General features: G+C 60.1%; 23 protein-coding genes and 1 pseudogene. 13 read left to right on the top strand and 11 right to left on the bottom strand.

Going from position 1 to position 24231, the window contains the following annotated elements:
• Positions 1-249 precede the first annotated feature (249 nt).
• Genes WH299_RS25085 through WH299_RS25075 form a run of 3 tightly spaced genes read right to left on the bottom strand, consistent with a single transcriptional unit; the run spans position 250 to position 3176 of the window.
• Complete coding sequence (locus WH299_RS25085; RefSeq protein ID WP_339551601.1) at positions 250-1458, bottom strand: EAL domain-containing response regulator; 1209 nt, start codon at positions 1456-1458, stop codon at positions 250-252.
• 9 nt (positions 1459-1467) lie between these two features.
• Positions 1468-1851, bottom strand: a complete 384-nt coding sequence (locus tag WH299_RS25080) for a response regulator (protein ID WP_028616131.1) — start codon at positions 1849-1851, stop codon at positions 1468-1470.
• A complete protein-coding gene (locus tag WH299_RS25075; RefSeq protein ID WP_122685089.1) occupies positions 1836-3176 on the bottom strand; it encodes a sensor histidine kinase in 1341 nt (446 codons plus the stop codon). Before WH299_RS25075 ends, WH299_RS25080 begins: the two co-directional genes overlap by 16 nt.
• A gap of 281 nt (positions 3177-3457) precedes the next feature.
• Between WH299_RS25075 and WH299_RS25070 the strand changes: the two genes are divergently transcribed.
• The 5 genes from WH299_RS25070 to xylB are packed head-to-tail and all read left to right on the top strand — an operon-like array spanning position 3458 to position 9419.
• Positions 3458-4990: a sugar ABC transporter ATP-binding protein gene (locus WH299_RS25070; protein WP_339551599.1), complete on the top strand. Its 1533-nt coding sequence runs from the start codon at positions 3458-3460 to the stop codon at positions 4988-4990.
• Positions 4983-5960: an ABC transporter permease subunit gene (locus WH299_RS25065; protein WP_068933179.1), complete on the top strand. Its 978-nt coding sequence runs from the start codon at positions 4983-4985 to the stop codon at positions 5958-5960. Before WH299_RS25070 ends, WH299_RS25065 begins: the two co-directional genes overlap by 8 nt.
• A gap of 34 nt (positions 5961-5994) precedes the next feature.
• The gene (locus WH299_RS25060) at positions 5995-6927 is read left to right on the top strand and encodes an ABC transporter substrate-binding protein (protein WP_028616135.1); all 933 of its coding nucleotides are present in this window, start codon (positions 5995-5997) and stop codon (positions 6925-6927) included.
• A gap of 22 nt (positions 6928-6949) precedes the next feature.
• Positions 6950-7951, top strand: coding sequence for a LacI family DNA-binding transcriptional regulator (locus WH299_RS25055; RefSeq protein WP_323623618.1), 1002 nt, complete (start codon positions 6950-6952; stop codon positions 7949-7951).
• 7 nt (positions 7952-7958) lie between these two features.
• Positions 7959-9419 carry a xylulokinase gene (gene xylB, locus WH299_RS25050; RefSeq protein WP_339551598.1) on the top strand — a complete coding sequence of 487 codons (1461 nt, stop codon included), beginning with the start codon at positions 7959-7961 and terminating at the stop codon, positions 9417-9419.
• A 128-nt stretch (positions 9420-9547) separates the two neighbouring features.
• On the opposite strand, the gene WH299_RS25045 is transcribed toward xylB, so the two are convergent.
• Positions 9548-9991 carry an Lrp/AsnC family transcriptional regulator gene (locus WH299_RS25045; protein ID WP_122727017.1) on the bottom strand — a complete coding sequence of 148 codons (444 nt, stop codon included), beginning with the start codon at positions 9989-9991 and terminating at the stop codon, positions 9548-9550.
• 109 nt (positions 9992-10100) lie between these two features.
• On the opposite strand from WH299_RS25045, the gene WH299_RS25040 reads away from it, so the two are divergent.
• Positions 10101-11003, top strand: a complete 903-nt coding sequence (locus WH299_RS25040; protein WP_122727019.1) for a DMT family transporter — start codon at positions 10101-10103, stop codon at positions 11001-11003.
• On the opposite strand, the gene WH299_RS25035 is transcribed toward WH299_RS25040, so the two are convergent.
• The 3 genes from WH299_RS25035 to fabF form a co-directional block, all read right to left on the bottom strand.
• On the bottom strand, positions 10981-12960 hold the full coding sequence (locus tag WH299_RS25035) for a peptidase U32 family protein (RefSeq protein WP_028616141.1): 1980 nt from the start codon (positions 12958-12960) through the stop codon (positions 10981-10983). The two genes, WH299_RS25040 and WH299_RS25035, sit on opposite strands and share 23 nt — an antisense overlap.
• Before the next feature lie 70 nt (positions 12961-13030).
• Positions 13031-13411, bottom strand: coding sequence for a RidA family protein (locus WH299_RS25030; protein WP_339551597.1), 381 nt, complete (start codon positions 13409-13411; stop codon positions 13031-13033).
• Positions 13412-13476: 65 nt separating this feature from the next.
• Positions 13477-14745: a beta-ketoacyl-ACP synthase II gene (gene fabF / locus WH299_RS25025; RefSeq protein ID WP_339551595.1), complete on the bottom strand. Its 1269-nt coding sequence runs from the start codon at positions 14743-14745 to the stop codon at positions 13477-13479.
• Between the two features lie 107 nt (positions 14746-14852).
• Between fabF and WH299_RS25020 the strand changes: the two genes are divergently transcribed.
• From WH299_RS25020 to WH299_RS29785, 3 genes and pseudogenes are all read left to right on the top strand, one after another.
• Complete coding sequence (locus tag WH299_RS25020) at positions 14853-15341, top strand: winged helix-turn-helix transcriptional regulator (RefSeq protein WP_028616144.1); 489 nt, start codon at positions 14853-14855, stop codon at positions 15339-15341.
• Between the two features lie 124 nt (positions 15342-15465).
• A pseudogene (locus WH299_RS29790) lies at positions 15466-16233 on the top strand (PAS domain-containing protein); the annotation flags it as partial.
• Positions 16234-16236: 3 nt separating this feature from the next.
• The gene (locus WH299_RS29785; protein ID WP_370737450.1) at positions 16237-16821 is read left to right on the top strand and encodes a methyl-accepting chemotaxis protein; all 585 of its coding nucleotides are present in this window, start codon (positions 16237-16239) and stop codon (positions 16819-16821) included.
• Positions 16822-16867: 46 nt separating this feature from the next.
• On the opposite strand, the gene WH299_RS25010 is transcribed toward WH299_RS29785, so the two are convergent.
• Positions 16868-18190, bottom strand: coding sequence for an OprD family porin (locus WH299_RS25010; RefSeq protein ID WP_339551593.1), 1323 nt, complete (start codon positions 18188-18190; stop codon positions 16868-16870).
• A 388-nt stretch (positions 18191-18578) separates the two neighbouring features.
• Here WH299_RS25010 and WH299_RS25005 point away from each other — a divergent pair, with 388 nt between their 5' ends.
• Complete coding sequence (locus WH299_RS25005) at positions 18579-19493, top strand: LysR family transcriptional regulator (RefSeq protein ID WP_028616147.1); 915 nt, start codon at positions 18579-18581, stop codon at positions 19491-19493.
• Here the strand turns inward: WH299_RS25005 and WH299_RS25000 are convergent.
• Complete coding sequence (locus WH299_RS25000) at positions 19478-20251, bottom strand: SDR family NAD(P)-dependent oxidoreductase (RefSeq protein ID WP_028616148.1); 774 nt, start codon at positions 20249-20251, stop codon at positions 19478-19480. The genes WH299_RS25005 and WH299_RS25000 overlap by 16 nt on opposite strands.
• Positions 20252-20436: 185 nt before the next feature.
• The gene (locus tag WH299_RS24995) at positions 20437-21306 is read right to left on the bottom strand and encodes an isocitrate lyase/PEP mutase family protein (RefSeq protein WP_028616149.1); all 870 of its coding nucleotides are present in this window, start codon (positions 21304-21306) and stop codon (positions 20437-20439) included.
• Positions 21307-21508: 202 nt separating this feature from the next.
• Between WH299_RS24995 and WH299_RS24990 the strand changes: the two genes are divergently transcribed.
• Together WH299_RS24990 and WH299_RS24985 are read left to right on the top strand one after the other, a co-directional pair.
• A complete protein-coding gene (locus WH299_RS24990; protein ID WP_068933164.1) occupies positions 21509-22948 on the top strand; it encodes an ATPase domain-containing protein in 1440 nt (479 codons plus the stop codon).
• A gap of 23 nt (positions 22949-22971) precedes the next feature.
• Complete coding sequence (locus WH299_RS24985) at positions 22972-23334, top strand: response regulator (protein WP_122685071.1); 363 nt, start codon at positions 22972-22974, stop codon at positions 23332-23334.
• 18 nt (positions 23335-23352) lie between these two features.
• Here the strand turns inward: WH299_RS24985 and WH299_RS24980 are convergent, their stop codons facing one another.
• Positions 23353-23484, bottom strand: coding sequence for a DUF2256 domain-containing protein (locus WH299_RS24980; RefSeq protein ID WP_078048468.1), 132 nt, complete (start codon positions 23482-23484; stop codon positions 23353-23355).
• A gap of 85 nt (positions 23485-23569) precedes the next feature.
• On the opposite strand from WH299_RS24980, the gene WH299_RS24975 reads away from it, so the two are divergent.
• Positions 23570-24181, top strand: a complete 612-nt coding sequence (locus WH299_RS24975; protein WP_339551592.1) for a dTMP kinase — start codon at positions 23570-23572, stop codon at positions 24179-24181.
• Positions 24182-24231 lie beyond the last annotated feature (50 nt).

Here is a 24231-nt window from a genome sequence, read left to right as displayed (position 1 = left end):
GGGGGGGGGGGGGCCCCCCCGGGGGGGGGGGGCCCCCCCCCCCCAAAACCGGATACCCGTTTATACCTGGAGCAACGCGGTGTCTTTATGGGGGCTGCTACGCAGCCCAGCGCGGGGCAAGCCCGCTCACCACGGGAAGTCCACTCACCATGAGTAAACCTACTCACCACAAAGGGTTTCACTTCCAACCGTTGGCGGGGTCACTCAGCGACCCACCGAGGATTGATCGAGTGCCTGCGCGAGGAGCTTTCACGGAGTCTCTGAACGCTCCAGTAGCAGCCGCTCCAAGGTTGCCACCGGCAACGGCCGGCTGAACAGGTAGCCTTGGATCTGATCGCAGCCGGCGTCCTTCAGGAACGCCAATTGCGCCTGGGTTTCCACGCCTTCGGCGACCACCCGCAGGTTGAGGCTGTGGGCGAGTTCAATGATGGTGCGGGTAATCGCGGCGTCCTGGGGGTTGCTGGTGACTTCGCGGATAAACGCGATGTCGATCTTCAATGTATCGATGGGAAAACGCCGCAGGTACGCCAGGCTTGAATAGCCGGTGCCAAAGTCGTCGATGGAGATTTTCACGCCCATGGTGTGCAAGCGTTGCAGGCTGGCGATGGTGTGCTGGGTGTTCTCCATCAACGAGCCTTCGGTCAGTTCCACTTCCAGCCAGTGCGGCTCGACGCCGGTTTGCGCCAGGATGCGCGCGATATCGGCAATCAGGTCGCCCTCTATGAGTTGATGGCCGGAAACGTTGACCGATACCTCCACAGCGCCAATGGCAGTGCGTTGCCAGGCGCCAATCTGTTGGCAAACGGCTTCGATCACCCAGCGTCCCACCGCTACGATCAGGCCGAGGCTCTCCAACACGGGTACGAACACCGCTGGGGACACGGCTCCATGCCCCGGTCGGTCCCAACGTAGCAGGGCCTCAAGCGCGCAAAGCTGGCCCGTCGCAAGCTCGACTTTGGGCTGGTAATGCACGATGAATTCATTGCGCTCCACGGCCTGGCGCAGGGCGTTTTCCAGGTCCCGACGGTCGACGTCGGGTTGCAGGGCTTGGCGTATATTATCCGCCCGCTCGCCATGAGCGGTGAGCCGCAGCAGGTTGCGCACGCGCAAGGACAGTTCGATACGCTCGATCGGTTTGCTGAGGAACTCTTCGGCACCGCTTTCCAGGCCGCTGACGCGCGCGCCAGCATCACTGAGGGCCGATAGCATGATGATCGGAATACCCGCCGTGGCGTCGTCACTTTTCAGTTGGCTGGCCACCTCATACCCATCCATCCCCGGCATCATGATGTCCAGCAAGATAAGGTCGGGCGCCTGTTGCGCCACCACCTGCAGCGCCTCTTCGCCGCTGCTCGCGCAGATCGTCTGGTAGCCCTCGTGTTGCAGCAAGGTCTCCAGGAGCTTGCGCACCTGGGGCTCATCATCGACGATCAACAACGTTGCGGGTTGGCTGGCCATGGAGCGGACTCATGTGAGGGGACTGTTGGGCTTTTGCAGCAAGGTGTCGATCACTTGGTATAACTCTTTGTAACGCAGCGGCTTGATGATATAGGCGTCGCAACCGGCCAGCCGAGTCTTCTCGCGGTCTTCCTTCATCGCCATGGCCGTCAGGGCGATCACCGGGATATGCGCGGTCAGCGGGTCTTGTTTAATCAATGCCGTGGCCGCCAGACCGTCCATGCCCGGCAGTTGAATGTCCATCAGGATCAAGGCCGGTTGCTGTTCGCGGGCCAGGGTCAGGCCAGTCTCGGCGTCAGGTGCCCACAGCGATGTGTGGCCGGCGTTCACCAGCAGCAGACGCGCCAGACGCATATTGGCCTCATTGTCTTCAACGATCAGGATCTCGGCCACGACGCCTCCGGCTCACGATGCAGCGGCAACCATGCGACAAACCGAGCGCCACAGCCTTCACGGCTGGCCACCGCGACACTGCCACCGTGTAGCTCGGCCAGTTGCTTGACCATCGCCAGCCCCAGTCCCGTGCCTTCGAATTTGCGTGCCAGGCTGCTGTCGATCTGGCTGAACGCCTTGAACAGCTTGCCCATATCGTCCTCGGCAATGCCGATACCGGTATCGCTGACGCTCAATTCAAGGAATTGTGGGTACAGGCTTTCGGGCAAGGCAAAGCGGTACACCGGCCAGTCGCCAGGAATCTGGCCGACCTGCTCGCGGCTGACCTGGCGCACCGTCAGCGTCACCGAGCTGCCGTGCTCGCTGAACTTCACCGCGTTGGCCAGCAGGTTGTAGACGATCTGTTTGGTCTTACGCAGGTCCAGTTTCAAGTGGCCGAGGTTGTCGGGGCATTCCAGCTTCAATTGGATACGTTGCAGTGCGGCCTTTTCCCGCACGATCAGCAGGCTGTTGGCCAAAAGGCCCGCCAACTCAACGCTTTCCAGCTCCAGTTCCATCATCCCGGCCTCTACCTTGGACAGGTCGAGAATGTCGTTGATCAACGACAGCAAGTGTTGGCCGCTGGTGAAAATGTCGCCGATGTATTCGCGCTGGGTCTCGCTCATTTCACCGACCAAGCCGTCCTTGAGCGCCTCGGAAAAACCGATCACCGCATTCAACGGCGTGCGCAGTTCGTGGGACATGGTGGCGAGGAACTCAGACTTCATGTGGCTGGCGTGTTCCAGCTCCAGGTTCTTTTCTTCCAGCGCACGCTCGAAGCCTTTGCGCTCGGCTTCTTCCTGCTTGCGCGCGGTGTTGTCGGTGCCGATCAGCAGGTAGCCAATGATGGTGTCATGCCGGTTGCGCAGGGCGGTCACCGAAACCATGGCCGACAGGCGACTGCCGTCCTGGCGGATGTAGGTCAGCTCGTAGATGTCTTCGATGCCGCGGGAAGCCTTGAACACCAGAGCTTCGAAACCCGGCGTAATGGGCGTGTCCAGTTCCAGGCTGAGGGCGGCGGCGCGGGTGATCAACTCGACGGGGTCGGAGATGTCGGCTGGGGTGATGCGGTTGACCACGTCGGCGGCGGCATAGCCAAGCATGCGTTCGGCGCCGACGTTGAAGATCTGGATCACGCCTTTTTCATCGGTGGCGATGCTGGAGAAGTAGGCGCTGTTGAAGATGGCATCCTGCAGCGCGCCGGTCTTGAGCAGGGTTTTCTGTCGCTTGAACTCGACGATCTTTTCGGCGCGCGATTGCGGCTGTTCGGGTAACGGTTTGTCCATCGCTTTGGCTTTCCGTGACGTTCAGGCCCGCCATCGTCAACCGACAATGGCGCAGAGCATGCTCGCAGAAGATCGCTGGGGGGCGATGAGGAGGAGATGAGGTCCTTGGACAATAGCAGACAAACGGTAAAATCGATGCTTTGTGTGCCTATTCAACAAACTGGCTTGATGAAACGTTTCTTCAAGCACAAAAACCCTCAAGCAAGCGCTTGCGTAAAGAAATGTTTCTACATTAGAGTCGGCTCACTGAAGACAAAAATAATAAAACCAGGAGCTCATCCATGAGCCTTGAACCCTTGCTTGAAATGCAGGGCATCAGCAAAACCTTCAACGGTTTGCGTGTGCTCAAGAATGTCGGCCTGAAGGTCTACCCCGGCGAAATTCACGCCTTGATGGGGGAGAACGGCGCCGGCAAGTCAACACTGATGAAAATCCTCTCCGGCGCCTATCAAGCCGACCCCGGCGGTGAAATCCGCATTGCCGGTCAACGCATTCCGACCTTCGACCCCGCCACCGCAAAAGCCCTTGGCATTGCCGTGATCTATCAAGAACTGAGCCTGTGCCCCAACCTGAGCGTGGCCGAGAACATCTACCTGGGCCGCGAACTGCGGCGTGGCTGGACCATCGACCGCAAGGGCATGGAAGCGGGGTGCATCGAGGTGCTGCAACGCCTCGGCGCCGAATTCACCCCGGCGACACGGGTCAGCAGCCTGTCGATTGCCGAGCGCCAGTTGGTGGAGATCGCCCGCGCCCTGCACGCCCACGCCAAGATCCTGGTGATGGATGAGCCCACCACGCCATTGTCATCCCGCGAAACCGACCGGTTGTTCGCGCTGATCAAGCAACTGCGCAGCCAGGGCCTGGCAATCATCTATATCAGCCACCGCATGGCCGAGATCTACGAGTTATCGGACCGCGTTTCGGTGCTGCGTGACGGCCAATACATCGGCGAGCTGACCCGCGATGCGCTGTCGGCCGAAGTGCTGGTAAAAATGATGGTGGGCCGCGACCTGTCGGGTTTCTACAAAAAGGAACACGCGGCGTATAACCCCGGTAACGTGGTGATGCGTGTGCGCGACATGGCCGACGGCAAGCGCGTGCGCCAGTGCAGCTTTGACCTGCATGCCGGCGAGGTGCTGGGCATTGCCGGGCTGGTCGGGGCAGGGCGCACCGAGCTGGCGCGGCTGATCTTTGCGGCTGACCCCCGCACCTCGGGGACCTTGGAAGTGGTCGGCAAGACCGTCACCCAACTGCGCACCCCGGCGGATGCGATCCGCGCAGGCGTGGTCTACCTCACCGAAGACCGCAAGGCCCAGGGCCTGTTCCTCGACATGAGCGTGGCGGACAACATCAACGTCTGCGCCTGTGTGCCGGATGCGCATGCCGGTGGCGTGCTGGATCGCGGGCATGCCTTGCAGCGTTCGAATGACGCGATCAAGTCGCTGTCGATTCGCGTGGCCTCAGGCAAGGTCAATGTCGGCGCGCTGTCCGGCGGCAATCAGCAGAAGGTGCTGTTGGCGCGACTGCTGGAGGTGAAGCCTCACGTGCTGATCCTCGACGAGCCCACACGCGGCGTCGACATCGGCTCCAAGTCCGAGATCTACCGCATCATCAATCAATTGGCCCAGGCCGGTGTCGGCATTGTGGTGATTTCCAGCGAGCTGCCGGAAATCATCGGCACCTGCGACCGCGTGCTGATCATGCGCGAAGGCCAGCTCGTCGCTGAAGTCGGCGGCGCCTCCGGCCAGGCTATTTCCCAGGAACGCATTATTGACCTCGCCACTGGTGGCGATCAGGTGGTTGCCCATGGCTGAGTTGAATATCGCAACAACAGGTAAAGCGGAACGCGCGCGCGAGTTGATGCGCACGGTCGGTATGTTGCCCGTGCTGATCCTGCTGCTGGTGGGCTTCGCCCTGGCCAGTGAGAACTTCCTGACGGTGCAGAACCTGTCGATCATCACCCAGCAGGCGTCGGTGAACGTGGTGCTGGCCGCGGGCATGACCTTTGTGATCCTCACCGCCGGCATCGACTTGTCGGTAGGCGCGATCCTGGCCGCTTCGGCGGTGGTGGCGCTGCAGGCGTCGATGTCACCGCAGTTCGGCATGTTCGGGATTGCTGCCGGTATTGGCTTTGGCTTGCTGCTGGGCTTGGTTAATGGTGGGTTGATCGCTTTCATGCGCCTGCCGCCGTTTATTGTCACCCTCGGCGCGCTGACGGCCATGCGTGGTCTGGCGCGGCTATTGGCGGATGACAAAACCGTTTTCAACCCGGACCTGCCGTTTGCCTTTATCGGCAATGACTCGGTACTCGGCGTGCCCTGGCTGGTGATCATTGCCGTGGCCGTGGTGGCGCTGTCGTGGTTCATCCTGCGCCGAACAGTGATGGGCGTGCAGATCTACTCGGTGGGCGGCAACCCGGAAGCGGCGCGGTTGTCGGGGATCAAGGTGTGGAAAGTGTTGCTGTTCGTCTATGCCATGTCCGGTGCGCTGGCCGGATTGGGCGCGGTGATGAGCGCTTCGCGGTTGTTTGCCGCCAATGGCCTGCAACTGGGGCAATCCTATGAGTTGGACGCGATTGCGGCGGTGATCCTCGGTGGCACCAGTTTTACCGGCGGCGTCGGCACCATCGGCGGCACGTTGATCGGTGCGCTGATCATCGCAGTGCTGACCAACGGCCTGGTGCTGTTGGGTGTGTCGGATATCTGGCAATACATCATCAAGGGCATCGTGATCATTGGCGCAGTGGCGCTGGATCGTTATCGCCAGTCCGGTGCGCGGACCTGAGTTCACTCCTACAACAATCACAAGAGAGACCCGCATGAACCTTAAACGTATCTTTCCCGTCATTGCCTTGGCTGCCTTGATGTCCCAAGCCGTCGAAGCCCGTGAGTTGAAGGCCCTCGGTATCAGCATGGGCTCGCTGGGCAACCCGTATTTCGTGACCCTGGCCGACGGCGCAACCGCTCGGGCCAAGGAGCTCAACCCCAACGTCAAGGTCACTTCGGTGTCGGCTGACTACGACCTGAGCAAGCAGTTTTCGCAGATCGACAATTTCATTTCGTCCAAGGTCGACCTGATCCTGATCAACGCCGTCGACCCCTCTGCCATGGCCTCGGCGATCAAGAAAGCCCGTGATGCCGGCATCGTCGTGGTAGCCGTGGATGTGGACGCCAAGGGCGTGAACGCGACTGTGCAGACCGACAACGTCGAAGCCGGCAAGCTGGCCTGCCAGTACCTGGTGGACAAGCTCTCCGGCAAGGGCAATGTGATCATCCAGAACGGCCCGCAAGTCACCGCCGTGACCGACCGCGTCAAAGGCTGCAAGGCCGCGCTGGCCGCCGCGCCGGATATCAAGGTGCTGTCCGACGACCAGGACGGCAAAGGCTCCCGCGAAGGCGGCTTGAACGTGATGCAGGGTTACCTCACGCGCTTCCCGAAAATCGACGGTCTGTTCGCGATCAATGACCCACAAGCCATCGGCAGCGACCTGGCGGCCAAGCAGCTCAAGCGCAGCGGCATCATCATCACCTCGGTGGACGGCGCGCCGGATATCGAGAATGCCTTGAAGACCGAGACGCAGATCCAGGCGTCGTCCAGCCAGGACCCCTGGGCCATGGCGCAGACCGCAGTGAACGTGGGCAATGACATTCTCAATGACAAAGCCCCGGCCGAAGCGGTTACCCTGCTCACGCCAAAACTGATCACCCGTGACAACGTCGCTACGTACAGCGGTTGGTCGAGCAAACATTGATCCACTGAGAAGGAACAGCGTCGTGGTCACCATGGATGACGTGGCAAGCAGGGCGGGGGTGTCGACGTCGACGGTGTCCCACGTGTTGAACGGCACCCGCAAGGTCAGCCCGGCCACTGTGCTGGCGGTGCAGCAGGCGATCCAGGCGCTGGGCTACATCCCCAACACCCTGGCGCGCTCGCTGGCCCGGTCGAGCACCAACACGATTGGCGTGGCGATCTCGGCGCTGTCCAACCACTACTTCAGCGAAACGGTGCACGCGATTGAAACCGCGTGCGCCCAGCACGGCTACATGATGCTGTTTGTCGACACCCATGATGATCCGGAGCAGGAGCTGCGGGTGGTCACGGCGCTGCATCATCGGCGGGTTGATGGGATTGTGCTGGCGCCTTCCAACGGCTCCAAGGCCCTGGAGTATCTGCGCGCCAACGAGATTCCAGCGGTGCTGGTGGACCGCATGATGAGTGAGCACTTCGATCAGGTTGGGGTGGAGAATGCCCAGCCTACCCAGGTGCTGGTTGAACACCTTATCGCCCATGGCCATCGCCGGATCGGCTTTATCGCCGGGCGTGAAGGTTTTAGCACCACCGATGAGCGTGTCGCCGGTTACCGCGCCGCATTGCAGGGGGCGGGCCTGACGTTTGATCCGGATCTGCTGGTCAATGGCGGCTCCAATACTGAGCCGGCGCGCCAGGCCACTGTGCAATTGCTGGGCTTGGCGTTTCCGCCGACGGCGATCATGGCCGGCAACAACCTGATGACCCTCGGCGCCATGCAGGCCCTGCGTGACGCGCAGATCGACGTGCCTACGCACATGGCGCTGGTGGGGTTTGATGATTTCGACTGGGCGGATTTTTTCGTGCCGCGCCTGACACTGATCGCGCAGCCGGTGCAGGCACTCGGCGCCCAGGCAGTGAACCTGTTATTGCAACGCATGGCTTCACCCGGCGCACCGACCCAGAGTGTGCGCCTGGCGCCGACCCTGCAATGGCGTAATTCATGTGGCTGTAATGGATTGGAATGACCCCCGTATGAGCAGTCCCGTTTCCCTCGGCATCGACCTCGGCACCTCGGAACTCAAGGCCATTCTCATGGACCTCGACGGTACAGTACTGGCCCATGCCGGCGTGCGCCTGAGCGTGTCGCGGCGTCATATCGGCTGGTCCGAGCAAGACCCGCTGGATTGGTGGCAGGCCTGTTTGCAGGCACTGGCCCAGTTGCGCCTGCATGAGGCATTTGCCCGTGTGGCCTGTATCGGCCTGTCCGGGCAGATGCATGGCGCGGTGTTGTTGGGGGCTGATGATCGCGTGTTGTACCCGGCGATCCTGTGGGATGACTCCCGTGCGGTCGCCGAGGCCGAGGAGCTGGGCCCTGAGTTCGCCGACATCACCGGCAGCCTGCCCATGGCCGGGCTGACGGCGCCGAAACTGTTGTGGCTGCAGCAGCATGAGCCTGAGGTATTCAGAGCCATTGATTGTGTACTGTCGCCCAAGGATTACCTGCGGTTGCGCCTGAGTGGGGAGCGCATCAGCGAGATGTCCGACGCTGCGGGGACGTTGTGGCTGGATGTGGCACGCCGCGAGTGGTTCGCGCCCATGCTGCGCGCGACGGGCCTTGCGCCGGAACAAATGCCAAGGCTGGTTGAAGGCGGCGCTGCAAGTGCTTGTTTGACGGCGATGGACCTTGGATTGTCGGCTGACGTCGTGATAGCTGGCGGCGGGGGCGACAACCCGGTAGCGGCTGTCGGTATTGGTGCGATCAACGCTGGCGACGGCTTCATCACCCTCGGCACCAGCGCTGCCATCGTCGCAATCACCGACCACGCCGCCGGCAACCCGGCCAGCGCCGTGCACAGCTTCTGCCATGCGCTGCCGAACCGTTGGTACACCATGGGCGCCATGCTGGCCGGGGCCAGTTGCCTGCGTTGGGTCACACGGCTGACGGGCACTGCGAATGAGCAGGCGTTGCTGGACCAGGTGCAGGCACAATTGCCGATCGAACAACCCGTGCCACTCAGCACGCCGTTGTTTCTGCCGTACCTTGCCGGAGAGCGCACACCCCACAACGACCCGCTGCTGCGCGGCGGTTTCATGGGCCTGGGCCATGACTGCACACCCGCGATGCTCGGTTATGCCGTGATGGAAGGCGTGGGTTTCGGTTTGCTGGATGCGCTGCGCGCCGTGCAATCGGCCGGCGCCGACATAGGCGCCTGTGCCTTGGTGGGCGGCGGTGCGCGCAGTGAATACTGGGCGCAGCTACTGGCCAACATCCTGCAGCGGGAGATTTTTACGTTGCACGGCAGTGAGTTGAGCGCCTGTATCGGCGCCGCGAAGCTGGGATTTCTGTCGATCGGGCGGGGGGAGAGGTTGTTGCAGGCAGGGATGTCGGTGAAGGCGCGATATCTGCCGGATGCCAAGCAGCAAGCCGTGTTGGCGGCACGTTATCGCAAGTTCCAAGGTTTGCTGACAGCGGCCAAAACACTGCACGAGTAGACAACGCAAAACGAACTGTAGGAGCTGGCTTGCCAGCGATAGCGTTGAGTCAGCAACAAAAGTATCAACTGACAGATAGCAATCGCTGGCAAGCCAGCTCCTACAATGGATTGCGGCGATGACTCAAATCACCCATCCCCTAACGGCGGCAAACGCCGTTTCACCGGGGTTTTCTTGACGATCGCGGTGTTGGTCTCGGCGTAGGCATTCAGCTTATCGAGCAGGCTGTCCAGATGATCCATGGTGCGCACATGCAGCCGTGCGATGAAGCAATCATCGCCGGTCACCTTGTCGCACTCGGTGAACTCGGGAATCGCCTGGATCTGCCGTTCCACCTCCTGCAATTTGCCGGGCAACGGACGGATGCGCACGATGGCTTGCAGCAGGTAGCCGAAATGCTTGGGGTCGATGTCGACGGTGTAATGGGTCAGCACGCCGCGCTCTTCGAGACGACGCAAACGTTCGCCGACACTGGGCGAAGACAGCCCGGTAATGCCGGCCAGGGCCTTGAGGGACAGGCGCGAGTCATCCATCAAGGCGGCGATGAGTTGCTGGTCGATGGTGTCAATCATGGTGTTCACCTAATAAGTAAAGGCAATCCAGCGGTTTGGCCTTTTTTAGGCGCTGGAGCCGCTGCTGAGCAGATTGCCATAATTGAGCCTCACTTGAGGAGCTTCAATCATGGATACATCCATCCGTCGCGGGTCGTGGGAAATGATCGCCGCCATGCTGATCTCGGGCACCATTGGCTGGTTTGTACTGGTCTCTGGCGTGTCGGTGATCGAAGTGGTGTTCTGGCGCTGTGTGATCGGCGGGCTGACGCTGTTGCTGGTCTGCGCACTGCTGGGTTACCTGCGCCTTGAGCTGCTGACCTGGGCCAAGCTCGGCCTGGCGATGCTCAGTGGCGTGGCGATTGTTGGCAATTGGTTGCTGCTGTTCGAATCCTATTCCCGCGCGTCGATTGCCATCAGCACGGCGGTGTACAACGTGCAGCCGTTCATGCTGGTGATGCTCGCAGCGCTGTTCCTGGGGGAAAGGATTACCGTGCAGAAACTGGCGTGGCTGAGTGTGGCGTTCCTGGGGATGCTGGCGATTGTCACCGCACATGGCGATCACAAAACCGGCGACGATTACCTGGCCGGTATCGCCTTGGCGCTGGGCGCGGCGTTCCTGTATGCGATTGCGGCGCTGATCATCAAGCGTTTGAAAGAAGTACCGCCGCATTTAATGGCGTTGATCCAGGTGACCACCGGCGCGCTGTTACTCGCGCCGATGGTGCCTTGGAATAGTCTGCCGGCCACCCCCAATGCCTGGGCGGCATTGGTGACGCTGGGTGTGGTGCATACCGGTTTGATGTACGTGTTGCTGTACGGCGCGATCCAGAAACTGCCCACGGCCATTACCGGCGCGCTGTCGTTCATCTACCCGATTGCGGCGATATTCGTCGATTGGATCGCCTTCGGACACCGCCTGGGTTGGCTGCAATGGCTGGGTGTGGCGGCGATTCTGCTGGCGGCCGCGGGGTTACAGCGGGGCTGGTGGTGGCCCCGCTCCCAGAGGGTCAGTGCGTACCCTGGAAAATGATGTTTTCCGGGTTGAAGTGCTCCACTGCGCTGCCTGGCTGCGGCAAACCAAGGATGTGGCCCTTGATCTTGCCCACCACGTGCATTTCGCACGGCTTGCAGTCGAACTTCAGGGTCAGCACTTCATCGCCATGGATCAACTGCATCGGCGCGACCTTGGTCTTCACGCCCGTGACACCTTTGGCCTGTTTAGGGCACAGGTTGAACGAGAAACGCAGGCAGTGCTTGGTGATCATCACCGGCACTTCGCCGGTTTCTTCGTGGGCTTCGAAGGCGGCGTCGATCAGCTTCACCCCATGACGGTGGTAGAAGTCGCGGGCTTTCTGGTTGTAGACGTTGGCGAGGAACGACAAATGCGCATCCGGGTAGACCGGCGGCGGGGTGGTTTCGGCTTTGCGTCCACCGCGTGGATGAGCGGCCACACGAGCAGCGGTCAGCGCTTCGATCACTTCGCGGCGCAAGGCCTTGAGCTGCGAGTTGGGGATGAAAAACGCCTGCGGCGCATCCAGTTGGATGTCGGTCGCATGGTATTCGGTGGTGCCCAGTTGGCCGAGCAGGTCGCGCAGGGTATCCAGCGCCTGTTCCGGCTTGTTGGCTACGCCGAACGGGCCGGGCAGGGTGACGCTGGCACTGATGCCTTCTTCGCTGGTGGCGGTGACTTCCAGCTGTGCTTCGCGCAGACGAGCAGCCCAGGTCAGGCCAATACGGCGTTCGGATGAAGTCTTGAGCAGCGCCTGTTGCCAGTTGTGGTCGAGGTTACGGTTCAACGGGTGGTTCGGGCGCAGTTGGTGCAGGCCGGCCGGCATCTCATTCGGCTCGACGCGGTAGCGATAGCGCTTCTCGCCATCTTCCTCGAACTCGCCTTTAGGCTCGGCGATGTTGGCACGGAAACCCACCACTTCACGCTTAATCAGCACGTTCAGACCGTCGCCATTGGACAGCGGCTCATGGGTGACCACTTGCAGGTCACGCTTGCCGGCTTTTTCCACCACACCCACCGGCAGGCCGGTGAAGGTCGGGGTGTCGAAGGCGCCGATGTCGACCTTGCGGTCGGTGACGAAATAGTCAGTGCTGCCACGGTGGAAGGTTTTTTCCGGGTCCGGCAGGAAGAAGTGCGCGGTACGGCCGCTGGAGGCGCGCGCCAGGTCCGGTCGGTCCTCAAGCACGTCATCCAGGCGCTGGCGGTAATAGGCAGTGATGTTCTTCACGTAGCCCATGTCCTTGTAGCGGCCCTCGATCTTGAACGAACGCACGCCGGCTTCGACCAGTGCGCGAATGTTGGCGCTCTGGTTGTTGTCTTTCATCGACAGCAGGTGTTTTTCAAAGGCCACGACGCGGCCCTGGTCATCTTTCAAGGTATACGGCAAACGGCAGGCCTGGGAGCAATCACCCCGGTTGGCGCTGCGGCCGTTCTGTGCGTGAGAGATGTTGCACTGCCCGGAGAACGCTACGCACAGGGCGCCGTGGATGAAGAACTCGATGGCGGCATCGGTTTCGTCAGCAATGGCACGGATTTCCTGCAGGTTCAGCTCACGGGCCAATACCAGCTGCGAGAAACCGGCCTGGTCGAGGAACTTGGCGCGGCCCAGGGTGCGAATATCGGTCTGGGTGCTGGCGTGCAGCTCGATGGGCGGAATATCCAGCTCCATCACGCCCAGGTCTTGCACGATCAATGCGTCGACGCCGGCATCGTAGAGCTGATGGATCAGCTTGCGCGCGGGTTCCAGTTCGTTGTCATGCAGGATGGTGTTGATGGTGGTGAAGACGCGCGCGTGATAACGGCGGGCGAATTCCACCAATGACGCGATATCGCTCACGTCATTACAGGCGTTATGGCGCGCGCCGAAGCTCGGGCCGCCAATGTACACGGCGTCGGCGCCATGCAGGATCGCCTCGCGCGCGATGGCGACATCGCGGGCAGGGCTGAGCAATTCCAGGTGATGCTTGGGCAAGGACATAGTTTTTTTAGTCAGGCTTGTCACGGTTGAGGCGCGCATTGTAGCTGTGAAATGCCTGACCGGCACCCACTCAGGCTTGAGCAGCCATCGCGGTGACTTCCACGCGCATGCCGTCTACCGCCAACGCGGCAACGCCAACCGCCGCACGCACGGGCCAGGGCTTGGCAAAGAAGCGTTTGTAGACCTCGTTGAAGGCGGCACGATCAGCCATATCCGTCAGATAAATGGTCAGGTGCATCACCCGGTCCATGGAGCTACCGGCCTTTTCCAGGGCGACTTTCAAGGCTTGCAGGGTGCATTCGCTTTGCAGGGTGATATCGCCCAGTTCCAGGCTGCCATCGGCGCGGGTCGGGATCTGGGTGGACACCAGGATGCCGTTGAAGCCAATCACATCCGAAGAAATCGAGTCGGCATCGGGGTCCGGGGTGTAGTGCAGGTCGTGGTTAGTCATGGGCGCCTCTCGTTGGCAGGTTCAGAAAGGCGCCCATGGTCCCCGAAAAATACCGCAGGGGCAAACTACGCCCAGCGGCGGAACAGCACGCTGGCATTCACGCCGCCAAAGCCGAAGCCGTTGGACAGCGCGTATTCAATGGGCATCGGCCGGGCTGCACCGCGCAGCAGGTCCAGGCCATCCGCAAGCGCGTCGGGGGTTTCCAGGTTGAGGGTGACCGGGGCGACCTGATCGCGCAGGGCGAGTACGGTGAAGATGGCTTCGATACCGCCCGCAGCGCCCAACAGGTGACCGGTAGCGGATTTGGTCGAGCTGATCGCCGGGCTGCCGTTAGCGCCAAATACCGTCCTGATCGCCGCCAGTTCGCCCTTATCGCCCACCGGGGTGGAAGTAGCGTGAGCGTTCAAGTACTGCACCTGGGCCGCCTCGATTCCTGCCTGGCGCAAGGCTTGCTGCATGGCGCGTCGCGCACCATCGCCATCTTCCGGGCCGGCCGTCATGTGATAGGCGTCGGCACTGGTGCCGTAGCCCACCAACTCCGCAATCGGCTGCGCGCCACGGGCTAGGGCGTGTTCGAGTGCTTCGATGACCAGGATGCCAGCGCCTTCGCCCATGACAAAACCGTCGCGCGCTTGGTCGAATGGCCGCGAAGCCCGCTCAGGGCTGTCATTGAAGTCGCTGGACAGGGCTCGCGCTGCCGCAAAACCGGCCAGACTGACCCGATGAATCGCCGCTTCCGCGCCGCCGCACACCACTACATCGACTTCACCGGCACGAATCATCCGCGCCGCATCACCGATAGCCTGCACACCCGCGGCACAAGCCGTCACCGGCGCGCCCAACGGGCCTTTCAAGCCGTAATTGATCGACACATGCCCGGCGGCCATGTTGCTCAAGAAGGACGGGATGGTAAATGGGGACAATCGGCGCGGGCCTTTGCTGTCAGTGGTGCGCACTGCATCGGCAATCGCTGGGAAACCGCCGACGCCAGACGCAATGATGGTCGCCGTGCGTTCCTGTTGTTCCACTGTGTTCGGCGCCCAGCCGGCCTGCTTCAAGGCTTCATCCGCCGCCGCCAGTGCGAACAGGATAAAGCGGTCCATCTTGCGTTGTTCCTTGGCTGCGAGCAGGCGATCCGGGTCAAATCCGGCTTCAGGGTCCTGCACGCTGCTTTGTACCTGGCCACCGATACTGACGGCCAAGTCACCGATCAACTCTTCCGGCAGGCGGCGAATGCCCGATTGCCCGGCCAACAGGCGGCGCCAGGTAGATTCCACGTCAGCGCCCAACGGCGTCAGCGCGCCCATGCCTGTCACAACAATGCGTTTACTCATGATCAATCGACTCCGGTTGCGGTGAGGGAACAGACCCTATGGACGTCACTATCATCATGAAAGTAACATGGCGTCACACACATTTGCACTGACCCACAGGAATCCCCATGCAACGCAAGTCCCTCATCAGCGACGAATGCCCGATCGCCCGCAGCCTTGAGCGGGTAGGGGAGTGGTGGAGCATTCTGATCATGCGCGACGCCTTGCACGGCCTGCGCCGCTTCGACGAGTTCTCGCGCAGCCTGGGCATCGCGCCGAATATGTTGACGCGCCGCCTCAACGCGTTGGTGGAGGCGGGCATGCTCGAACGCCAGGCCTACAGCGAGCGTCCGCCGCGCTACGAATATGTGCCGACGGAGAAGGGCGAGGATTTCCGCATGGTGCTGATGTCGCTGGTGGCCTGGGGCAATCGGCATTACGCCGAGGAGGGTACCAGTGTCGAGTTGGTGGAGCGTGGGACGGGCAGGCCGGTACAACCAATGCTCGCAAGTGCCGAGGGGCAGGTCGTGCCGATGGATCAGTGCGTTTTGCAGGCTGGCCCTGCTGCGAGCAGCGGCATGCGAGAGCGGTTGTCACTGCCCGACGCAAAGCCTTGAGTAACGGGACCTAGAGCAATAATCTGGCGCCAAAAAAATAAACATTTATGCCGCATAAAGTCGCGTATTTCCCAGCCGATAGCCAATCAAGAGAACGGTTTTTCCGCACGGCTGAGGGTACGTCATGTTCAATAAAGCACTCAAAACAGAACTGGCGGCCAGGACGGCCGAATCCACTGAGTACAAAGGACTGATTGTCGCGCTGGAACGCTCCATGGCCGTGGTCGAATTCGATCTCAATGGCAAGGTATTGCGCGCCAACGATAATTTTCTCAAGACCCTGGGCTACAGCGCGGATCAATTGGCCGGCAAATCCCACCGCGACTTTTGCTTACCGGCGCTGACCAGTAGTTCGGCCTATAGCCAATTCTGGAGTGATTTGAAAGCCGGCAAGTTCGTTTCAGGCACCTTCAAACGGGTTCATGCCAACGGCAAGACCACCTGGCTGGAAGCGAGTTACAACCCGGTCCTGGATGAACGCGGACAAGTGCTGAAAGTGGTCAAGTACGCCTTGGACGTCACCGACAAAGTGGAGGTGGAAGCGGCCACCTCCAGCAAACTGGCCGCTCTGGACCGGGCCATGGCCGTGATCGAGTTCGATCTTGGCGGCCACGTATTGGACGCGAATACAAACTTCTTGAACGTGATGGGGTATTCGCTGGCGGAACTCAAAGGCAAACACCACCGCTTGTTTTGCGAGCCGACCCTGATCAACAGCCACGAATACACCGATTTCTGGCGTCGCCTGAACAATGGCGAATTCTTTACCGGGCAATTCAAGCGCCTGGGCAAACATGGCCGGGTGGTGTGGTTGGAAGCCAGTTACAACCCTGTCTACGACGGCGACGGCAAGCTGATCAAGATCGTCAAGTTCGCCAGCGACATCACCGAGCGCGTGGAAAAATTCGAAGAAGACTCCCGTGGTGCGTCGCGGGCCTACCATATTTCCTCCGAGACCGAGCGTTTTGCCGAACATGGCACCCAGGTGATCCAGGAGACTGCCAGCGAAATGCGCCGCATCGCCGACAACATCGGCGCCTCTGCACGGCTGGTGGGGCAACTGGGCGATCGTTCCGAGCAGATCACTGCCATCGTCAACACCATTCGGGGGATTGCCGACCAGACCAACTTGTTGGCCCTCAACGCGGCGATTGAGGCAGCGCGTGCGGGCGATCAAGGGCGAGGCTTTGCGGTGGTAGCCGATGAAGTCCGGCAACTGGCCGGGCGGACCAGCCGCTCGACGGCGGAAATTGCCGAGATGATCGGCATGATCCTCTCGGAAACCCGTGACGCAGTGACCAGCATGAACGCCACCCAGGAGGGTGCGCAACGCGGCGTCAGCTTGGCTGATCAGGCTGGTTCGGTGATCCTGCAGATTCGCACCAGTACCAGTGACGCGGTGGAGGCTGTGAGTATGTTCGCGTCGAAGCTGGATGAGTCGGAAGTCATTCCCAAGACCGCAGTGGGTTGGGTGGGCTGATGCAGCCCAGTGGTGAGGGAGCTTGCCCCCTCACCACAAAGGCCACTTACAGCAGCGTAAACGGATAATCGACGATCAACCGCAGCTCATTGAGATCACCATCGCGCTGGTCGGCGTTTGAGGCCACGATCGCATCACGCAGGCGCAACGACAGGTTTTTCGCCGGACCGCTCTGGATCACGTACTTGGCTTCCACATCCGTCTCGTGGTGGGCGCCATCGGCACCGTAGTCGCCTACGTAGGCGCTGTGGTCCGGTGTGTGGGTGCCATTGATGTCGGAACCGTTGATGTAGCGCGCCATGAAACTCAGCCCCGGCACGCCATAACTGGCCACGTTGAGGTCATAACGGATACCCCACGACTGCTCGCCCGGGCCGTTGAAGTCGCCCCATTGCACCGAGTTGGCCAGGTACACCGAATCACCGCCTTCGCCCGCACCGTTGTTGCCCGTGCCGATGTAGTCGAACGGCGTGTCGCCATGCACTTTCTGGAACGACAGCGTCAGCGTGTGCGCCTGCAGGAACGAGTAGGCTGCCGCCACCGAGTAGGTGGTGTTGTTGATCGCCCCGGCCTTGGCGCTGCCCGTGTCGAGGGTGCGGTACAGGTTGCCGTCCAGCGCCAGGGACTGGTCATGCGCCAGCGCAATCACATAGTTGAGGTTGGTGTAGTACTGGCGCCAGATGTCTTCCAGCTCGCCGGCATACAGCGTGGCGCTCAGGGACGGGGTAAAGGTGTATTTGCCGCCGACAAAGCTTGCGCTGTTGGCGGCGATGTTGGCGTAGGTCGCATAGATATCGTGGTCATGGTTGCTGGTCATGCCGCTGTTGGTGCTGGTGAAGTGCCCGGCTTCCAGGTCCAGGCCGGCGATTTCGCTGCTGGTCAGGTCGAAACCGGTGGCGGTCTGCGGCAACAGGCGCGTGCCACCGGTGGCGAAGACGGGCGCGGTGGGCTGCATGTCACCGAATTTGAGTTGAGTCTTGGACACTTTGATTTTCACGGCGGCGCCAACCGAGCCGTAGGCGTCTTCGGGATCGCCGTGCCGGTCGGTCGGCAGGTTGCCGGTGCCCGCGTATTCATGGGTGGCATCCAGTTTCAGCCCGCCGTAGGCATAGGCATCCACGCCGAAACCAATGGTGCCTTGGGTAAAGCCCGAGGCGTAGTTGAGCATTGCGCCTTGGGTCCAGTCGCGGTTGTCAGCCCGACCGCCTTCACGGTTGCGGTTCATGTAGTAGTTGCGCAGCAGCCCGGTGATGCTGCTGCCCTCGATAAACCCCTTGGCATCTGCCTGGTCGCTGACGGAGTCTGCAAAGGCCATTTGGCTGATACCGGCACACACCGCTAGTGCTAACAGGCTCGACTGTTTAATCATGTTGTGACTTCCCCGGAATAATGAACGCGCGCACAGAAACACCGCACTTATTGGATGGTGCATAACGTGGTATGGGCAGATGTTTGCAGGTGAGCTGTTACGGTTTTTTATTGTGTTCGGCATGGTTGCCGAGGTTGATTCTAAGCCCAGTCTGCGCGGCCTGTAGCGGTCTTCCGGATGAAACTCGATTAATTAAACTTCACGGTATTTAACCCGGCGCGGGTGTAGCGTTGGGCCTGTCTTAGCCGCTCTGCTTCGACAAAATCCTTTGGTTGCCGCCGCAGACTCTGCGGCGGATTTTTTTGCGTGGGCAGTATTTTCAGTGGGCGGCTTAGTTGAACTCACTTATGCTGCGCAACACTGTTGGCTTAACCCATCGAGACGCTGCATGAGCCTGAAATCCACCCACTTGCCGGCGCTGATCGCGTTCGAATGTGTGGCCCGTCATCTGAATTTCGCGCGGGCGGCAGCCGAGATGGAGGTCACGCCCACGGCCATGTCCAAGACCATCAAGCAGCTTGAAGCGCAATTGGGTGTGCGCCTGTTCAACCGCACCACCCGCAGCGTGGCGCTGACCGAGTCCGGCAGCCAACTGCTCGACACCCTGGCACCGGCACTGGAGCAGATTCGCTTCTCGGTGCAGCAAGTGCACGACACCGCCAGCCGCCCTTACGGCGCATTGAAGATCAACAGTTCCTACGTGGCCTATGCCTCGCTGATCGAGCCGCACGTGGCGGCATTCCTCACGCAGTACCCGGAAATCACCTTGGATATCGCGCTCGATAATGGCTTGAGCGACATCATTGGCGAAGGTTTCGATGCCGGCATTCGCCTGGGCCAGGCCTTGCAGCGCGACATGATCGCCGTGCCGCTTGGCACGTCGCAGCCGATGGTGGCCGTGGCGGCGCCCGCGTACCTGGCGCGCTCGGCACCGCTGGACACACCCGAAGACCTGCTGGCCCACGACTGCATCCACCAGCGCCTGAGCAGCCGCGGGCCGTACATGGATTGGACGTTTCGCATCGGCAAGGCCACTGTCGCGATTGAGGTGAAGGGGCGCCTGGTGCTGGATGAAATGCGCACCACCTTGTCGGCTGCGCGCCTGGGTTGCGGCGTGGCCCTGGTGTTCCGCCCGTTTGCCCAGGCGGATATCGCCAGCGGTGCACTGGTGGCGTTGCTTGAACACTGCGCGGCGCCCGCCGAGACCTTCCACCTGTATTACGCCAACCGTGCGCAAATGCCCGGAAAGCTCCGGGCATTTATCGACTTCTTCCAGACCCGTAACCGTCAGGCCACCGAGTAGCCGCCATCTGCCAACAAGGCATGGCCGGACACGTAGCTGGCATCTTCCGACCCTAGGAACGCCACCACCGTCGCCATCTCTTCGGCGGTGCCAAACCGGCTGGCCGGGGTGCTGGCGGCGAAAGCGTGCTGGGCGTCCACCGACGGCCAGATCCCGCGATGGTGGAACGGCGTCTCGATCAGGCCCGGGCACAGCGCATTGACCCGCACGCCCTGCTTGAACCATTCGATGGACGCGGTCTTGGTCATACCGACAATGGCGTGCTTGGTGCCGATATACAGCGCGGCATTCTCGAAACCGATCACGCCGCCCATGGACGCGTTATTGATGATGCTGCCAAAACCCTGTTCGAGCATTACCTTGGCTTGGTACTTCATGCAGTTGAAAACCCCGCGCACATTCGGCTCGAACACCAGGTCGAAGCGTGCATTGTCCTGTTCGACCAGCGGCGCGAACACGCCTTCGGTGCCGGCATTGTTGAAGGCGATGTCCAGCTTGCCATAGGTGTCCACGGCAAATTTGACCATGGCGATGATGTCGGCTTCGCGGGTCACGTCGACGACGATGGAGGACGCGGTGCCGCCATTGGCAGTGATCTCGGCAACCACGTCGTCCAGCTCGCTCTGACGGCGGGCAGCAGCCACGATCTTCGCGCCGCGCTGGGCCAGGACGACAGCGGCCGCTCGACCAATGCCGGAACTGGCGCCGGTGATCAGCGCGACTTTGCCTTCGAGTTGACGGGTGTTGGAAAGGGTCATGGGAAGCTCCGTTTGTGTGCTGCGCAAGGCGGTGTGCTTGCGCTTTGGAGCACAGGTTACGGCGCGTGATTAGCCCTGATAATCCACGCAAATACACACGAGTTATGTGCTATGGGTTCACAGTGCTCAACGACGCATAATGGCTGGAGGAGGAGGGTGTTGCACCCCTCGTCCCAGCTTGCGTATTACTCTTTGACGTCCATGAACTCTTCAGCCCAGGCCACGTAGTTTTCAGGCAAGGTATAGGTGTGCGTCAACTCGGTAGCACTGAGGTTATCGGTGCTGTGGGTCAACTGGCGCTGGGCACGCAGGCTGTCATAGGTCGCCTTGATCGCGGCAAAGTAGGCGCCATGGCCGGCAACCACCACACGTACACCGAGGCTGGCCAGGCGCTTGGCGTCATTGAGCTTAGGATTGCCATACGTCACCAGCATCAGCGGCACGGTCAGGTTCTCGGCGATCTTCTCCAGGTGCTCGAAGTCAGCCACACCCACCATGCAAATCCCATCGGCACCGGCTTTCTGATACGCCAGGGTGCGCTCGATCACAGCCTCGGTCGGCAACACACCGGCGTTGGTGCGGGCAATGATCGACAGTTCAGGATCAACACGGGCTTCCAGCGCCGCGCGGACCTTGCCGATGCCTTCTTCAATGGAAATCAGGTCGGTGGACTTGCGCCCGAATTGCGCGGGCAGCAACGTGTCTTCAATGGTCAACGCGGCCACACCGGCACGCTCAAGCTCTTCGACAGTGCGCATCACGTTCAGCGCGTTACCGTAGCCATGGTCGGCATCGGCGATGAACGGCAACTGGGCAACACGGCCAATACGGGTGGCTTGCTCAACGAACTCACTCAGGGTGATCAACGCGAAATCGGGCGCGGCCAGTACCTGCAACGAAGCAACGGAGCCACCGAGGATGCCGACTTCGAAACCCAGGTCAGCGGCAATACGCGCGGACATCGGGTCAAAGACGGACGCGGTTTCAACGCAGGTTGGGGTAGCAAGCAATTCACGGAATTTGCGGCGCAGGGCTGAGTGAGAAATCTTTGGCATGGGCTTTCCTGGTTCTGGTCATCGTCTTGTGACGATCAATGTCTATTCGTGGTGGAGCGAGATTAACATGCAGAAGAGCGGGGGATGATGACGTTTCAGCATTAGGGTTATGGAGAGGCGGGAATGGCTCCAGAGCAAAAATGGGGTTAGCATTCCGCTTCACTCGGCTTAAACAGCCTGTTTTTCAGATCAGGGTCGTATCGTGGAAAAGCTAAAACGCCTTCAAAGTGGAATCGAAGGGCTAGACGCTCTGCTCAAGGGTGGGCTGGTAGCAGGCGCTTCATACATCATCCAAGGGCGCCCAGGGTCTGGAAAAACGATCCTTGCCAACCAGCTTGGGTTCCATCATGCGAACAATGGAGGAAGGGTTCTGGTCGCCACGCTGCTGGCCGAATCACACGACCGACTTTTTCAATTCCTTTCGACTCTGAGCTTCTTCGACGCCTCCAAGGTTGGCGCCGAAATCCAATTTGTCAGTGCGTTTGACACGTTGGAAAACGACGGACTGGACGAGGTGGTGAAACTGCTGCGGCGCGAGATAAGCCGTCAAAAAGCCACAGTGATGGTAGTAGACGGCTTGCTCAATGCGCGCTCCAAAGCAGATTCGCACATCGATACCAAGAAATTCATTTCCGAGTTGCAAGGGCACGCCGCTTTCGCAGGTTGCACAGTGCTGTTTCTCACCAGTTCCCGTCTGGACGACGGCAGCCCTGAGCACACCATGGTTGATGGGGTGATTGAGATGGGCGAGGAGCTGTTCGGCACTCGGTCAGTGCGTCGAATTCAGCTTCGTAAAACTCGCGGCAGCTCAGCAATGACCGGTCTTCACGAGTGTGAAATTACCGAAAATGGCTTGGTGGTTTACCCGCGACTCGAAAGTCTCTACAGCCACCCGTCGTCTCCCGACAGCGCCGACATGACCCGTATCGCCAGTGGGATTGAATCACTGGACGACATCCTAGGCGGGGGGCTGCACAGTTCCAGCGTGACTCTAGTAATCGGCCCTTCCGGTATTGGTAAAACCACCCTTGGCCTCAAATTTCTGGCTGAGTCGACTGTGGAAGCACCGGGCCTGCATTTTGGCTTCTACGAAAGCCCGGAACGGTTGCGACTCAAAGGCCAATCACTCGGTATCGATATAAAGGGCATGGAAGGCAGCGGCGCCTTGAGCATTGCCTGGCAGCCTACTACTGAGGGGTTGCTGGATGGGTTGGGCACACGACTACTGAGTCTCGTAGAAGAGAAGGGCATCAAGCGCGTGTTTCTCGATAGCCTTAGCGGTATGACGCGAGTCTCGACGAATCCCGCACGGATTACTGACTTCTTCAGTGCACTGATGAACGAGCTGCGATCCAGGGGCGTTACGGTATTTGCCTCCTGGGAAATGCGCGATCTATTTGGTTCAGAGGTCAGCGCACCAAACTCTGACCTGTCTAGCATCGTCGACAACCTGATGCTGATGCGGTTTTCTGAGAATCACTCTGAACTAAGCCGGACGCTATCCATTCTTAAGGTAAGAGACAGCTCTTACGATCCCTCACGATTTGAGGTCATCATCCGTGATTATGATGTTTTCCTGAAAAAGGCTTCAAGACATGAACCATCGGTCCCCGCTGAGTCATCGCCCGGTTCAATTTCTTAAGCTTTTGTGTGGGTTGAATTAACATGACCACCATCCTGGTCGTCGACGACGAGTATTTGATCGCTGACATCCTTAGCTTCGCGCTGGAGGATGAGGGGTACATGGTCGTAACGGCGAGCAATGGTCGAAAAGGACTTGAGGTTCTCGATAGAGAACGGCCTGCTTTGATCATTACCGACTATATGATGCCGGTCATGGACGGCGAGGAATTCGCCACCGCCATTCGAGCGCTGCCTGCGGCAAATCAATTGCCGATCATCTTGATAAGCGGTGCTCAGGCGCATATCGGAATAGAGAGATCGGATCTTTTTGATGCTGTATTGGCCAAACCCTTCAACATCGACTTGATCATCGCCGAAGTCAAAAAGCTCCTGGCAGCTGATTAGTCAGCTGCTGGAGCAGGGTCAGCTTTTGCTGCGCCGGCAACGCTCCGAGCAGTAACGCACTTCATCCCAGCAGCGTGCCCATTTCTTCCTCCACGTGAAGGGAAGTCCACAGGTCACGCAGGTTTTTACGGGAAGCTCACTCTTTTTCACAGATATAACTACCGGCTGGGTCGATCACTCAATCACGTCGACAAGAAGAGGCGTGGTTATCATTATCCTGATCACTGTATGACAAATGAATATTCCGTTTTTTGTTTCCCTGGATGGGCCCAAAGGCACCGGCAAAACTACGCTGTTGGAGGCAGTAACGGCAACGCTGAGGTCGCATAACAAGAAAGTCATCCGACTTTGCGAGAGAAAAAGCGATCCCTACAGAAGGGAAACCATGGCCCTGGTTAACGAACTTGCCAGAAATCCCTCGCGGGATCTGGAATGGGCTGTGTGCGAGCGTTTTGCCGAGAGTCGCAGCTGGATATCCCGGAACGTACTGACTCAGCAGCCGTTGGACAGCATTATCCTGATTGATCGCTGGTATCCGTCCGATGCTGCGTTTCGACACACCATCTCGTTTGCAGAGATTCTCCAGTTGAACCGGGAGCGGGACGTGCGAGTGCCGGATGTGCATGTCGGCGTTGTCACCGCGCCGGATATTTCGTGGGCAAGGGCAGTTGCACGGTCGCGAGGATTGGGCGGTACGGTAATCCAGAAGTATGCAGAGCATGTTGCATGCACAGAGATGTTCGAGCAGGCGGTTGCGGATCATGGCTGGGTGATGTGCCGGAATGAAGGTGCGATCGAAGACGCAGTGAAGCAGGTGGTTGCTGAGATCTACAAAGTCGCTGGGTGACACGCATAGCGTAATACATCATTTAACATAATATACATTATACGTAATAT

This window comes from Pseudomonas sp. MYb541 (assembly GCF_037479595.1).
GTDB lineage: Bacteria > Pseudomonadota > Gammaproteobacteria > Pseudomonadales > Pseudomonadaceae > Aquipseudomonas > Aquipseudomonas canadensis.
This window is presented reverse-complemented; position numbering and strand designations above follow the sequence as displayed.